The following is an 11926-nucleotide window of genomic DNA, read 5'->3' on the forward strand; positions in this document are numbered from 1 at the left end:
CACGATCGTGTGATCCTCTGCCTCATGCCCCAACCGACCTTAAACACCGCCCGTCTGCTGCTGGTCCCGCTTGCCGACCGGCACCTCGATCTGGAACTCCAGCTTGACTCCGATCCGGAGGTCCTCCGCTACATCAACGGCGGCCGGGCGCGATCCAGGGACGAGGTGGTCGCAGCCCACGGGCAGAGGATGGCCTTGGCAGGCACGGTGGACGGCTTGGGCTTCTGGATGGCGTTCGGCTCCGATGGCGGCGCGCGCGGCTCGACGCCGCCGGCACGCGAGGACGAGGGCGAGTTCATCGGGCTCATGATGCTTCCGCCGGCGCACGGCCCCGACCAACCTGACGACCCGACAGTCACAGACCTGGGTTACCGCCTTGTGCGTCGGTACTGGCGGAAAGGCTTGGCCAGTGAGGCATCCCGCGCCCTGCTGCGGCACGCCTTCGACACCGTCGGGCAGAGCCGGGTGATCGCGCAGACCATGGCCGTGAACACCGGCTCTCGCGGCGTGATGGAAGCCATCGGCATGAGGTACGTGCGCACCTACCGACCGTTCGGTGATGACCCGCTGTCGGGAGCGGAGGTCGAGTACGAGATGACCCGCGCGATGTGGGAGGCGTGTCGTGTCTCTTGCTGAGGCGGGACTCCTGTCAGGTGACGCTCACGACGACCTTTCCGAGGGCGCGTCCCTCGCCCACGTAGGCCAACGCCTCAGGGGTCTCGTCGAGGGTGAAGGCCCGGTCGATGTGGATGCGGAGGTCACCCGCGACGCAGAGATCGGCCACCGAAGCATGAGATTGTCGCCGTACACCTCGTCACCAGGTCGGAACCGAGTGACGGCGGAACCCACCGCCTCGACCCATCCGGCGATGTCCGAGCCGAGGGTCCGCAACCCTTGGGGACGGTAGGCCAGCCGCGGTACCCGAAGCGTTCCGGGCAAGCAGCCTACGCCTCCTGGGTTAGCACGGCGGGACAAGCGGCTGGTCGACGACGAGGCTGCCGGCGGTCGAGAAGTCGGCGTCGGGCTCGGAATTGACCTACTGGCACCGGCCGTTCAAGCGGAACGTACACCGCCTCTCCGCATGACCTGCGGCGACCTGGTTGCGCGCCCGACGGTCACCCAGTTGGTCACTCAGCCGTTGGTGGAACGGTTACCCATGGACCTCACGCTCGGCACCAGGTCCGAAGTTGTTGCTCGCTGTCAGGCAGGTTGTAGCGGCTGAGCAGCCTGGGCGCGGCTGACATGACGCCGCTGCTCAACACCGTCCAGAGGGCTCTCTGCCGGGTTGGGGTGAGGTCCGTGAATCCCACACCGTCGGGTATCGGCCCGTCGGGGAAGGCTGCGTCCAACAGAGCGGTGAGCAGGGTGAAGGCATCTGCGGTGTGATCAGCGGAGGCGGCCGTTTCGGCCAGCACGTCGATCCGATCCCCGGCGACTCCGGGAGTTAATTCTGCGATCGTGAGGGCCGCCATGCCGGCCATGTCACCTTCGAGGAACGGCCAATAGGGTACGGGTTCAGTGGCCCCGAAGAGGCATTCATAGAGTTCTCTGACCAAGGATCGATCCGGATGACTCAAGATTCTCGACAGGCCCAACACCGCCGACCAGCGCTCGGCACGGTTTACGCTGCCTCGCCGATTAGACAGCGCGTCGATTAATGCTTCGCCGCCGTGAGGACACCCGAGGCTCGCCGCGACACAGGCAGCTGCCGCGACGACCGGATCCGGCTCCCGCCGGATGAGACCGGCCAACACTGGGCCGACCAAGCCCTCTTCCTCAGGAAACCAGGCGAGCAGGTGAGCGGCGTACAGCCGGACCGCAGCTTCCGAGGCTTCCAGCGCTGCCACGTAGACAGGCACCCCGACCCGCACCGCGTCGTACGCCTCTATCGTCCACCGCTGCTCGTCACGGTCTGCCTCGACGTCGCCCCATTCGGCTCGCCGTTCCCGTGCGCTGCGCTCCTCTTCATTCGGTGCCGCTGCCATCCAATCTCGATGCTCCGCCTCCAACTCCTCTCGGCTCAATGACGCGCGGCGTTGGGCCTCAGCCCTCATGTCTGATGGATCAGGACGATCGCTGAGCCATGAACTCTCATCGCCCACCGCGATCGCCGCCAACACCTGGCAGGCAGCAAAGCGGTCCGGGGCCGCCGGATCAGCGACAATATCGATCAGGTAAGGAGCCACCGCAGCACTGGCCTCGAACCGGGAGCCCTGATGCACGAGCAGGTCGACGAGATCGCCGTATGCACCTTGGCGGACCTCCTGGATGTCTGACCTGACAGCACGGAGGAGGGCCGGGATCTCGACGGCAGGGCCGTAGGCATGGCTCACCGACGACCAGTCAACCTTTTCAGCGGGTACCGAGCGTTGGGGCATCGGACCACCTTAGGTGTGAAAAGCCGCTGGTGACGTCGTCAGCCACCGCTGAACAGCAGAAGAGCCAACGGCCTAGCGGCCCGACAAGCCATCGTCGAATCTGGCGAGCTGGTGACTCGTGCGGGGTGTGACCGTCTCCGCTCGTCAACGAGCTGTTGGACGGTCGCTGTGTGTACCGCCTAAAGATCCATCGCGTAGACCCGGACCTGGCGGCCGGTGTCCGGCTGTACGGCCTCGCGTTCCAGCGTCATGCCCAGCTTGACCATCACCCGCGCCGACGCCTCGTTGCCGACAACGTGGATGCTGACCAGCCGCCGCAGTCCGAGCTCGGCACGAGCGTGGGCGACCACGGACTGGGCCGCCTCGGTGGCCAGACCCCGGCCCCAGTGCGCGCGGCCGAGCCGCCAGCCGATCTCCACGGCCGGCAAGATCTCGGGCAGGAAGGTCGGCACCGCCAGCCCGGTGAAGCCGGCCAGTTCTCCGGTTTCCTTGATCTCCACCGCGTACAGGCCAAAGCCGTGCTCATCCCAGTGCCGCTGATAGATGGCCAGGCGCTCTGCGGTCGCGGCCCGGTCCAGGGTGCGGCCGTCATGGATGTAGCGCATTACCTCGGGCTCTGCGTTTACCGCGGCGAAGCCGTCCAGATCGTTGCTTCGCCAGCGGCGCAACAGCAACCGTGGAGTTTCCAGGGACGTGGCATCAAGGGATCTGGTCATGTCAGGCACGTCCCTTCGTAGCATCCGGCACTGATGGGGCGGGGGTAGGGCCTACCCCACCGGCGACGTTCCCGCTCACCGGCTGTCACCTGGATTTGCCGCTTCGTAGGGTCGGAGGGAGCCATCGAATTCGATTTACTGTTCGATACGGGGGTAGCCGCGTGAAGTTCTCCGTCAAAGACCCGTCAGTCGTTAATGAAGGGCCGCCCGGGCCGTTCTCCCGGATCGCTGCCGTCGACGCGTTGCGCGCCGTGGCGTTGCTCCTCATCCTGATTGTCAACATCGCCTTCTTCGCCTCCGGCTATCCCTTCCATCTGGTGCCGGATCCCGCGCACGACTCGTGGGGCGACCAGGCGGTCCTGTGGTTGGTCGAGCTGCTCTTCACGATGAAGGCGTACCTGCTCTTCTCCTTCCTGTTCGGCTACAGCTTCACGCTCCAACTCGACTCCGCCGCGCGGCGCGGCGTCGACTTCGCCCCCCGGTTCCGGCGACGGCTGGCCGGGCTCTTCGTGCTCGGCATCCTGCACGCGGTGCTGCTGTTCCAGGGCGACATCCTGACCACGTACGCATTGCTCGGCCTGATCCTGCTCGCCATGCGGGGAGTCCGCGTCGGGACCGCGCTGCGCGCCGCCGTACTGCTGACCGGCGGGATCGGTTTCGTCCTCGCGCTCGCCGCCGTCGGCGGAACCCAGCTGGTCACCGATCCGGCGACGGCACTGGCGGCGGGGCAGCGATCCACCGAGGCACTACAGGGCGGAATCGGGTCGGTGATCACCGAGCACGTACGGCAACTGCCGGCGATGTTCGGCACCCTCCTCGTGCAGGGGCCGCTCGCGCTCTCGGCCTTCCTCTTCGGTTACGCGGCCGGGCGGCGCCGGCTGCTCACCGACGTCGTCGGAAACCGGCAGTTCCTGCGCCGGGTGCAGCAAGTGGGCTATCCGATCGGCCTGGCGGGTGCGGTGATCTTCGCCTCCGGCGGCGGCACCGCCAACCTGACCGGACTGACGGCGGGCGTACTCACCGCGCCGCTGCTCGCCGCCGCGTACGCCGCCACCCTTCTCCGCTTCTTCCAGACCAACCGGGGCCGGCGGGTGGTCGCCGTACTCGCACCGGCCGGACGGATGTCCCTGTCGAACTACCTGGGTCAATCGCTGCTCTGTGTGCTGGTCTTCACCGGCGTCGGACTGGGCCTCGCCGGCACCGTCGCACCCGCGGTCGTCCTCGTCATCGCGGTCGCCATCTATGGTGCGCAGCTCGCCGCCAGCGCGGCGTGGATGGCACGGTTCCGGTACGGACCGATGGAGTGGCTGTTGCGGGCCTGGACCGAGCAGCGGTGGCCACAGCTCCGCGCCGCCGACCCGGTCTGACGGCGTGTCCAGCTCGCCACCGTCGTTGCGTTCGGGGTCATCAGCCGAACGGATGGCCGGAGGCGATGGTCAGCTATTTCCATGTGCGACGGACACCCCGCGACGCCTAGGAAGGAGGCATGGCCAACGAGCGGACCGTTCCCCTGCTGCCGTGCGCATCCATCGACGACATCGAAACCTTCTACGGAGTTCTCGGTTTCCACACCACGTACAAACAACGCAAGCCCAACCCGTGCGTGGGGGTGCAGCGCGAGGACATCGACCTGCAGTTCTTCGAGATCGCCGGATTCGACCCGGAGCAGTCCTACGGCTCCTGTCTCGTAATCACCCCGGACATCGAGGGACTGCACCGAGCATTCGCAGCCGGCATGCGCGCCGCGTACGGCAGGGTACTGGTGTCCGGGACACCGCGGATGACCCGGCCCAGGGCGCGAAAGAATGCCGACGGGTTGGGCGGATTCAGCGTCATCGACCCGGGCGGCAACTGGATCCGCGTGTTCCGGGACCCCACCGCCGCCCCCATGCCGGACGCCACGTCTGCCGGGCGGCTGGCCAAAGCCCTGGCGAATGCCGTCGTACAGGCCGACTCCAGGGGAAGCATCAGCCAGGCCGTTCGGATCCTCGACAGCGCGTTGGCCCGCCCGCAGGCCGACGACGACCCGGTCGAGCAGGTAGAGGTCCTGGTCTACCGCGCCGAACTCGCGATGGTGCTGCACGACCCGGACACCGCGGCCGAACTGCTGGCCCGCGCCCAGTCCGTCACGCTCACCGACGACGAGTCAGAGAGGGCGGCAGCCGCGTTCGACAACGCCACCGAACTCGCAACAGCACTGCGCTGACTCACCACGCGAACGCCTCCATCATCTCTCGGCAGTCGATCGGGGCACGCTCACGATCGCCGCGCCTTGTCAGCGATAGATCAGTATGCTCGAGGCCGCAGAAATCGCTTCCGTTGCGAGGCGCTTTCTGCGCTCGTCGCATGAACCCGATCAGCTCGCCGCCGCTTAAGGAGTTGCTGTGTCGTACGGCTACATCGGATCGATGAAGGCCAAGCCGGGCCACCGGGATGACGTCGTGGACATCCTGCTGAGCGGCGCTGATGGCCTGCGCACGGTCGGATGCGACCTGTACGTCGTGAGCGTCTCGGACACCGACGACGACACGATCTGGGTGAGTGAGGTGTGGCAGAGCAAGGAGAAGCACGACGCCTCGTTGCAGCTTCCCGAGACCAGGGCGGCGATCGGCAAGGCCATGCCGATGCTCACGGGCGAGTTCACCAGCCAAGAGGTAACAGTGGTGGGAGGCCTGGGCGTGTAAGCCCGTGATCGCCGTCTCGCAGGTTGCCCGGCGAGTCGACCTCGTTCAATGGGTGACGGATACGCGTCAGCGTGGCGGCGAGGCCTCCTCCAGTGGACGTCCGTGGGCTCGGGTCGTGTCGGAGACGGCAATGCCGAGCAGGGCGGCGGCCGCTGCCGCGGCGACCCCGAGGGGCGGTAGGCCGACCATGATCGGTGCCATGGCCGCGAGGACGAGGATCCCGATCGGCCGTGGCCAGGACACTCGGGCGAAGGCCACGTACTCGAATACTGAGCGTCCGGCGAGGTAGAGCGCGGGCCCTCCGAGGATGGCTCCGACCCAGGCGGGTTTGGCGTCTCCGGATGGGTCGATGAGGACGAGTTCGGAGCCGGCTGAGGTGGCGAGGATGCCGGACACCATGAGCAGGTGCGCGAACTCGGCCAACCGACCGAGCCGGCCCGGGTCGGCGGATGCCGCGATGGCCTCGCCCAGGATCTGGCCGGCTCGGTAGAAGTAGATCCGCCACAGCAACACCGTGGTGAGGAACGACAAGGTAAGGGCCATCATTCGTTCAGCCACGATCGGACCGCGGAGAAGACTCGACCCGGAGGTCAGGATCGTCTCGCCAAGCGCGACAATGACAAGCTGCCAGTAGCGCTCGGCCAGGTGCTCGCCCGCGACGGCCCACGGGGACACCCGCGAGCGGCCCAGCCCCGGTATCGGCCAGCCGAGCCTGGCCCCCAGGTAGTCGATTGCCAGGGCCACCGTCCACAGCGAATTGCGCGTCACCTCGGGGGCGAAGGCTCCGGCGAGCCACGGTACGGCCGACACACTGAACCAGATGAGCGCCAACATATTGACGCGGCGCAGATTGTGACCGCGCACGATGCCCACGAAGAAGAGGGTGCGGCCCACCTGAATCGCGACGTAGGTGCTCGCGAACAGCATGCCGGTGTCGGAGAGCGCCCCGGCAATCGCGACCGCCATGAGCAGGCTGCCGTACATCGTCGCGACGACAACGAACTGGATCGGCGGCTGGAACGGATCGAATCTGCTGGTCACCCATGCCGTCTGGGTCCAGATCCACCAGAGGGCCAACAGCAGCAGCAGAGTCTCGCCGTTCTCCGAGAGGGAGGTGGTCAACCGCTCTGCGACGTGACCTCTGGTGTAGTCCAACACCAGCTCGTGCACAATCCGGGTGAGCGCGAAGACGTAAACGAGATCGAAGAACAGTTCGAGGAAGGTCGGCCGCTGCGGACTCTCCCGCCTGCGCAGCAGATTGGCCACTCTGTTACTCGTCACCCGGCCCGCTCGCTTCGTCGGATAGTCGCTGAAGCAGTCGTACCACGTTGCCGGAGCGATCACGGACAAAAGACGCATCCGCGATGGAGGATGTTGCAGCTCGCCGGGAGCGGGACCTGCCTGTCGGGCCGCACCCGGCGACGTTCAACGGTGGAGCGCGCACCGCCGGTCCCCCGCCGCCCCCGCACACTGGTAGCCGTCGTCTGCCGTCCCAGGAGATCAATATAATTTCTCTACTTTGGATGACTTACCAGGAAACATGAGCTCTGTGCTGCGGCACCCCCCGCTCCAGGGCGCTACCGGGACAAGGGAGCGGCATGGCTCGGCACGAGCGGCCCGTAGATCCGACGGCTGGACCGTTGTCGTCCTTCGCCCATGAGCTACGGAAGTTACGTGTCGAAGCCGGCAACCCCACCTACCGGCGATTGGCCGAGGTCGCCGGCTACAGCGCCTCGACCCTCTCCGCCGCTGCCAGCGGAATCCGGCAACCCAGCCTCGACGTGCTGCTCGCGTACGTCGGGGCCTGCGGCGGGGACACCGCCCAGTGGAGGCAGCGTTGGCTCGAACTGGACGAGGAACTGCGGCCCGCCAGTTTGGCCAGCGCACCAGCCGACCCGGCAAGGGCAGAAACACCCGACCCGACGCCGGCCGAACCGCTCGCCACACCCCTCGCAGAGTCACCATCCGCTGTGACTGCCGGAGAGCCACTCGTCCCGGCCACGGATGAGCCAACCGGCGGACCGGCCCATGATCGGCCCGCGAGCCCCCCGCGGCACCGGAAGCTCCGACGGCGACTGGCGCTGGCGGCGGTGGCGGTCGCCGGCCTCGCCGGTACCGCCGCCGTGGTGCCGATGACCCAGCTGAGGTGGCCGGCCAGCGGGGCGACGGCGGCCGCCGGCACGACGACCACCACAGCCTGCCCGGCGACCACCACGGACGCCGCCTTCACCGCCGTCACGTACGGCGGTGGTGTGCACGTCCGGAGCGAGCCCCGCCGCGACCAGGGCATCCTCTACACCATTCCGCCCGGCTGCGTGGTCGGGCTCACCGGCTACTGCCTGGGCGAGCGGATCACCGACTCCACCTCCCAAACCCCCGACATCCGCTGGTTCAGCCTCGCCGACGGTGGGCTGATCGCCTCCGGGGTGGTGCACGGCAACCCGCCCACGGGCCTGGAACCGTCCCGCTGCAAGGGCGACCGACCCGGGCCGACCGCGATCGCCCTCGCGATCGCCCCCGATCTGACCGGCCCGGGTGGGTGGCGGCTGAGCGCGACCGGCACGCACGTGGAGATCGTCGGCTTTGCCGCCTACTACGCGGACGACCCCGCGCTGCCGGCCGAGCGCCGCTGGCACCAGATCGGAATGACCGGGACGGCCGCCCCGCCGTTCGACCTCGTCTGGAAGCTCGACCGCCTGTCCGTGCAACCCGGACCCACTGCCGAGATCCCGGTGGCCGCTGTCGCCTGTCTCGGCGGCGGCGCGCCGACCGACGTACTCGACGTGCGGGCGGCCCGTCCCGACGGCTCCAGCACCGCCGAGGCCCTGCCCCTCGCCGCCGACCAGCGGCTCGCGGCCCGCCGTACCGCCTGCCTCTACCCCTGATGGGGGCGTACGCCGACGGCCACCACCGGTGGCCCGGCGGGACGGATCCCACCGGACCACCGGTCAGGCGTCACCGAACTCAACAGCCCTGGCGACCGGAGTGGATCCAGTAGGTGGTGCCGGCCCAGTCCATCTCGCCGTACGCGTCGACGCAGTTGTTCGCCGTGCCGGTCACTCCGCGCGGCCCGGCGTAGTACAGGTAGTCGGCGTTGTCCTTGGTGGAGACCGCGGTGGCGGTGCACGAGCCGCTGCCGGAGGTCTCCGCGCACCGGGCGATCTGCACGGAGGTCCGCGCCGAGGAGCCGTACGCCGCGCCGCGGTGGTACATGCAGGCGCTGTTCGTGCCGCCGTTGGTGCTGTTGTAGTAGATGACCAGCTCGGCAACGGGCTTGCTCGGCGGGTACGCGTAGCTGTAGGTGACAGTGCCCGAGCAGGCCACCGCCGCCTGCGACGGGGCCGCCGTGACGACCAGCACCGTGCCGAAGGTCAGCAACGCCACCAGCGCTCCGAACACCTTGCGCAGCATCATGACTTCCACTCCTCCGGGACGAGGTTGGTTGAGAGCCGTCCCGCCGTCCACTTCTACGGAACAGAAAAGTTGATCGCCGCTGATGGTGGCGCCAATCAATCAATCCCGCACAACGCCGAACCAGATCATGCCGCATTCGCTGGGCAACCTGGTGTGGCGGGCCGCGGTTACACTGACGCCTCGAATGCCCCTGCTCGGCAACGGAAACGGAGGCGCGATGGCTAATCCGCTGTTGGACGCCGAGGATGCGAGGGAACGCCTGGAGGCATGGCAGGCCAATGCCGTGCGCCGGGCCGCCGACACGCAGGCCGCCAGTGCCGGCTTGCGCGCGCTGCGGGTCACGGCCAGCGACGCCCACGGGATCGTCGAGGTCACCGTCGACTCCACGGGGGCGATGGCCGACGTCCGGCTCTCCGCGCGGGTGCAGCGCGTGAGCCTGGAGCAGACGCAGCAGGCGATCATGGGCGCCTATCGCAACGCGCGGGTCAAGCTCGCCGAGGCGGCCGCCGAAGTCGTGCGGGAGACGGTCGGCGCCGACTCGGCGACCGGCCGGGCCCTGCTGGCCGGATTCCGGACCGCCGACACCGAGGACGAGGAGGGGCGTTACTGATGCACGGGGGGTTCGAGGTCGACGTCGAGGCCCTGCGTGCGCACGCCACGGCCATGTTGGCCATTCACGACCGCTTCGCCGCCGTCAAGTCAGCGAGCGCCACCATCTTCCAGGCCGACGAGGCGTACGGGCAGCTCTGCCAGTTCTTACCGCCCATCCTGGAGGGACGCCACCGGGACCAGGACAAGGGCGTGGGGATGCTCGCCGAGAACATCGCGCTGCTCGCCGCGGGAATCAAGAGAAACGCCGACGCCTACGAGCGGGCCGAGGAGTCGAACACCGACGGCTTCAACTCCTTCCACTCCGCGACCTGAGCCGGCCCGGCGCCCTCTCATGAGCAACCCACTGGTCGCCACGACCTCCGACATCGCTTCGACAAGCGCCGCGCACCGCGACGGCTGGACCGGCCTGCCGCTCGCCGACGACTACATGGGCATCAAGGCCGCCATCGACTCCGGCAGCTGGATCGACGGCTCAGTGGCGGGCTTGGGCGCCGCTCTCGACGGGGCGTCCATCGTCATCGACCCGTTCAGCACGCTCCTGTCGATGGGCATCGAGTGGGCCATCGAGCAGGTCGAGCCACTGAAGCAGGCACTCGACTGGCTGGCCGGCGACCCCGAGACCATCGAGACGCACGCCTTGACCTGGGACAACATGGCCAGTGAGTTGTTCTCCATCGCCGAGGACCTCAAGGCGCGGCTGGTCGGCGACCTCGACGGATGGCAGGGCACGGCCGCCGACGCCTACCGCGACATCCTGACCATCAACATCGACGTCGCCGGGATCTTCGCGGGCACGGCCGCCGGCATGGGTGCCGCGACCCGTGGCGCGGGGGTCCTGGTGCAGACGGTGCGGGAGGTGGTGCGCGCCTTCATCGCCGACTGCATCGCCAAGGTCGTGGTGTGGCTGGCCGAGGTGGTCTTCTCTGTCGGCTTCGCCACACCGCTGGTCGCCTCCCAGCTCGCGGTCGCCGTCGTCCGCTGGACCGGCCGCATCTTCGGCTGGCTGATGGGCCTGATCAGCAGCCTCTCCGCCCTTCGCGCACTCCTCGACGTCTAGGCGGCCCTCGATGCGACAACTCATGGCGGCTCTGCGGACCACCGCCGTCGTGGTGGTCCTGTTCGCTGTGGCGGGTATCCACAAGCGGCCCCCGGGCCCCACCCCACCGCACGGCGGTGGCGACGATGGCGCCAAGCCTAAAAAGTTCAACCCGGCAATGATGCCCAAGCGCGTGGGAGCGGCCCAGCAGCACGGCCTCAAGCGCGCCGGGGAGGGCCGCCCGAAGGACGCCGACACATCCGAGCCCGAGGTACCCAAGAGGACCAACCCCTGGGACGACCCCGAGTTCGCCGACGCCCTGTACGACATGGACCGCTTCGGTCAGATGGGCGACGGGGCGATGGACAAGATCTGGGACGGCGACGGCAAGGGCAATGGCGACCACAAGCCCTCCTCCACCGAGCCCGGCAAGACGCGCTTCCCGCCCGGCACCACCAGGGAGCAGGTCGAGGGCTGGTTCAAGAGCATCGCCGCCAACCCCGACAGCCGCCCTCAGGCGCGTCCCGGCGGCGACGGCTGGGTCGTCATCGGCACTCGCGACGGCATCACCTGCAAAGTTACCCTGGACAAGGACGGCAGCATCTCCGGCGGCCACCCCGTCAGCGGCGAGGGCGTCACCACCAACCCGCTGCCCTAACCACCGCACCCACGGGAGACCCATGGAAGTCAACGATTACATCCGGCGCACCCTCCGGATCATCGACCAGCTCGCACCCAAGATCAGCCCGAAGTACCTGCCGATCGTCCGGGACGCCGCCGGCGCCGGGGCCTGGGACCTGGCGATCACGACGCTCGTCGGCGCCGTGTGGGAGGAGGGCGTTGTGATCACCATGGCGGAGAAGGACGCGCTGCGGGAGCTCATGGAGTACCTCCAGGAGCCTCTGACGCGCCTGGAGCAGATCCGGACCTCGGACTGACGGCCGAAGCGTAGATCGGGCCCCTCGAACCCTGCACCGTGTCGACCTCCGCCCCCGCTGGCACTCCCCCGCCGAGGCCGCCGTCCTGCTCGGCTTCGGCATCTCCAAGGTCAGGACGCGGGTGGGAACGGGAGCCAGCGGCCAGACG

The 11926-nt window shown here is 68.3% G+C and carries 15 protein-coding genes and 3 pseudogenes; 12 read left to right on the top strand and 6 right to left on the bottom strand.

Features of this window, described 5'->3' with window-relative positions; genetic code table 11:
* Positions 1-24: 24 nt before the first annotated feature.
* Entirely contained in the window at positions 25-636 is a 612-nt protein-coding gene (locus AB0C03_RS00955; RefSeq protein ID WP_210861221.1) for a GNAT family N-acetyltransferase, read from the top strand.
* Positions 637-649: 13 nt separating this feature from the next.
* Here the strand turns inward: AB0C03_RS00955 and AB0C03_RS00960 are convergent, their stop codons facing one another.
* The 4 genes and pseudogenes from AB0C03_RS00960 to AB0C03_RS00970 all read right to left on the bottom strand — a co-directional run bounded on the left by AB0C03_RS00960 (position 650) and on the right by AB0C03_RS00970 (position 3094).
* Complete coding sequence (locus AB0C03_RS00960; RefSeq protein WP_307857819.1) at positions 650-784, bottom strand: zinc-binding dehydrogenase; 135 nt, start codon at positions 782-784, stop codon at positions 650-652.
* 32 nt (positions 785-816) lie between these two features.
* A pseudogene (locus tag AB0C03_RS32260) lies at positions 817-975 on the bottom strand (hypothetical protein); the annotation flags it as partial.
* Positions 976-1163: 188 nt separating this feature from the next.
* On the bottom strand, positions 1164-2378 hold the full coding sequence (locus AB0C03_RS00965) for a hypothetical protein (RefSeq protein WP_210865694.1): 1215 nt from the start codon (positions 2376-2378) through the stop codon (positions 1164-1166).
* 179 nt (positions 2379-2557) lie between these two features.
* Positions 2558-3094, bottom strand: coding sequence for a GNAT family N-acetyltransferase (locus AB0C03_RS00970; protein WP_247680642.1), 537 nt, complete (start codon positions 3092-3094; stop codon positions 2558-2560).
* 161 nt (positions 3095-3255) lie between these two features.
* Here AB0C03_RS00970 and AB0C03_RS00975 point away from each other — a divergent pair, with 161 nt between their 5' ends.
* The 3 genes from AB0C03_RS00975 (at position 3256) to AB0C03_RS00985 (ending at position 5778) form a co-directional block, all read left to right on the top strand.
* Positions 3256-4461, top strand: a complete 1206-nt coding sequence (locus AB0C03_RS00975) for a DUF418 domain-containing protein (protein WP_210862684.1) — start codon at positions 3256-3258, stop codon at positions 4459-4461.
* Positions 4462-4580: 119 nt separating this feature from the next.
* Complete coding sequence (locus AB0C03_RS00980; RefSeq protein ID WP_030333712.1) at positions 4581-5300, top strand: DUF8817 family protein; 720 nt, start codon at positions 4581-4583, stop codon at positions 5298-5300.
* Between the two features lie 178 nt (positions 5301-5478).
* On the top strand, positions 5479-5778 hold the full coding sequence (locus AB0C03_RS00985) for a putative quinol monooxygenase (RefSeq protein WP_030333710.1): 300 nt from the start codon (positions 5479-5481) through the stop codon (positions 5776-5778).
* 66 nt (positions 5779-5844) lie between these two features.
* Here AB0C03_RS00985 and AB0C03_RS00990 read toward each other — a convergent pair whose 3' ends face one another.
* Positions 5845-7044, bottom strand: coding sequence for a low temperature requirement protein A (locus AB0C03_RS00990; protein ID WP_030333708.1), 1200 nt, complete (start codon positions 7042-7044; stop codon positions 5845-5847).
* Between the two features lie 332 nt (positions 7045-7376).
* On the opposite strand from AB0C03_RS00990, the pseudogene AB0C03_RS00995 reads away from it, so the two are divergent.
* Positions 7377-7589: pseudogene (locus tag AB0C03_RS00995) on the top strand (helix-turn-helix domain-containing protein); the annotation flags it as partial.
* Between the two features lie 321 nt (positions 7590-7910).
* The gene (locus tag AB0C03_RS01000) at positions 7911-8663 is read left to right on the top strand and encodes a hypothetical protein (protein WP_357634524.1); all 753 of its coding nucleotides are present in this window, start codon (positions 7911-7913) and stop codon (positions 8661-8663) included.
* Between the two features lie 79 nt (positions 8664-8742).
* Here AB0C03_RS01000 and AB0C03_RS01005 read toward each other — a convergent pair whose 3' ends face one another.
* Positions 8743-9192 carry a hypothetical protein gene (locus AB0C03_RS01005; protein ID WP_156057646.1) on the bottom strand — a complete coding sequence of 150 codons (450 nt, stop codon included), beginning with the start codon at positions 9190-9192 and terminating at the stop codon, positions 8743-8745.
* Positions 9193-9274: 82 nt separating this feature from the next.
* Here AB0C03_RS01005 and AB0C03_RS01010 point away from each other — a divergent pair, with 82 nt between their 5' ends.
* From AB0C03_RS01010 to AB0C03_RS32265, 6 genes and pseudogenes are all read left to right on the top strand, one after another.
* The gene (locus AB0C03_RS01010; protein ID WP_357633194.1) at positions 9275-9802 is read left to right on the top strand and encodes a YbaB/EbfC family nucleoid-associated protein; all 528 of its coding nucleotides are present in this window, start codon (positions 9275-9277) and stop codon (positions 9800-9802) included.
* Positions 9802-10116, top strand: coding sequence for a hypothetical protein (locus tag AB0C03_RS01015; protein ID WP_030333701.1), 315 nt, complete (start codon positions 9802-9804; stop codon positions 10114-10116). The genes AB0C03_RS01010 and AB0C03_RS01015 overlap by 1 nt, the downstream gene beginning before the upstream one ends.
* A 19-nt stretch (positions 10117-10135) precedes the next feature.
* The gene (locus AB0C03_RS01020) at positions 10136-10861 is read left to right on the top strand and encodes a WXG100 family type VII secretion target (RefSeq protein ID WP_030333699.1); all 726 of its coding nucleotides are present in this window, start codon (positions 10136-10138) and stop codon (positions 10859-10861) included.
* A gap of 10 nt (positions 10862-10871) precedes the next feature.
* A complete protein-coding gene (locus AB0C03_RS01025; protein ID WP_081883897.1) occupies positions 10872-11498 on the top strand; it encodes an EndoU domain-containing protein in 627 nt (208 codons plus the stop codon).
* Positions 11499-11520: 22 nt separating this feature from the next.
* Entirely contained in the window at positions 11521-11778 is a 258-nt protein-coding gene (locus AB0C03_RS01030) for a hypothetical protein (RefSeq protein ID WP_210865699.1), read from the top strand.
* 31 nt (positions 11779-11809) lie between these two features.
* A pseudogene (locus AB0C03_RS32265) lies at positions 11810-11911 on the top strand (excisionase family DNA-binding protein); the annotation flags it as partial.
* Between the last annotated feature and the right edge of the window lie 15 nt (positions 11912-11926).

The organism is Micromonospora parva (assembly GCF_040649675.1).
Lineage (GTDB): Bacteria > Actinomycetota > Actinomycetes > Mycobacteriales > Micromonosporaceae > Micromonospora > Micromonospora parva.

Bases quoted from the DNA above. Each gene is read 5' to 3' on its own strand.
- AB0C03_RS01015 (WP_030333701.1), top strand. From the start codon at position 9,802: ATGCACGGGGGGTTCGAGGTCGACGTCGAGGCCCTGCGTGCGCACGCC.
- AB0C03_RS01005 (WP_156057646.1), bottom strand. From the start codon at position 9,192: ATGATGCTGCGCAAGGTGTTCGGAGCGCTGGTGGCGTTGCTGACCTTC.
- AB0C03_RS01030 (WP_210865699.1), top strand. From the start codon at position 11,521: ATGGAAGTCAACGATTACATCCGGCGCACCCTCCGGATCATCGACCAG.
- AB0C03_RS00980 (WP_030333712.1), top strand. From the start codon at position 4,581: ATGGCCAACGAGCGGACCGTTCCCCTGCTGCCGTGCGCATCCATCGAC.
- AB0C03_RS00965 (WP_210865694.1), bottom strand. From the start codon at position 2,378: ATGCCCCAACGCTCGGTACCCGCTGAAAAGGTTGACTGGTCGTCGGTG.
- AB0C03_RS01000 (WP_357634524.1), top strand. From the start codon at position 7,911: ATGACCCAGCTGAGGTGGCCGGCCAGCGGGGCGACGGCGGCCGCCGGC.
- AB0C03_RS01020 (WP_030333699.1), top strand. From the start codon at position 10,136: ATGAGCAACCCACTGGTCGCCACGACCTCCGACATCGCTTCGACAAGC.
- AB0C03_RS00955 (WP_210861221.1), top strand. From the start codon at position 25: ATGCCCCAACCGACCTTAAACACCGCCCGTCTGCTGCTGGTCCCGCTT.
- AB0C03_RS00970 (WP_247680642.1), bottom strand. From the start codon at position 3,094: ATGACCAGATCCCTTGATGCCACGTCCCTGGAAACTCCACGGTTGCTG.
- AB0C03_RS01010 (WP_357633194.1), top strand. From the start codon at position 9,275: ATGGTGGCGCCAATCAATCAATCCCGCACAACGCCGAACCAGATCATG.
- AB0C03_RS01025 (WP_081883897.1), top strand. From the start codon at position 10,872: ATGCGACAACTCATGGCGGCTCTGCGGACCACCGCCGTCGTGGTGGTC.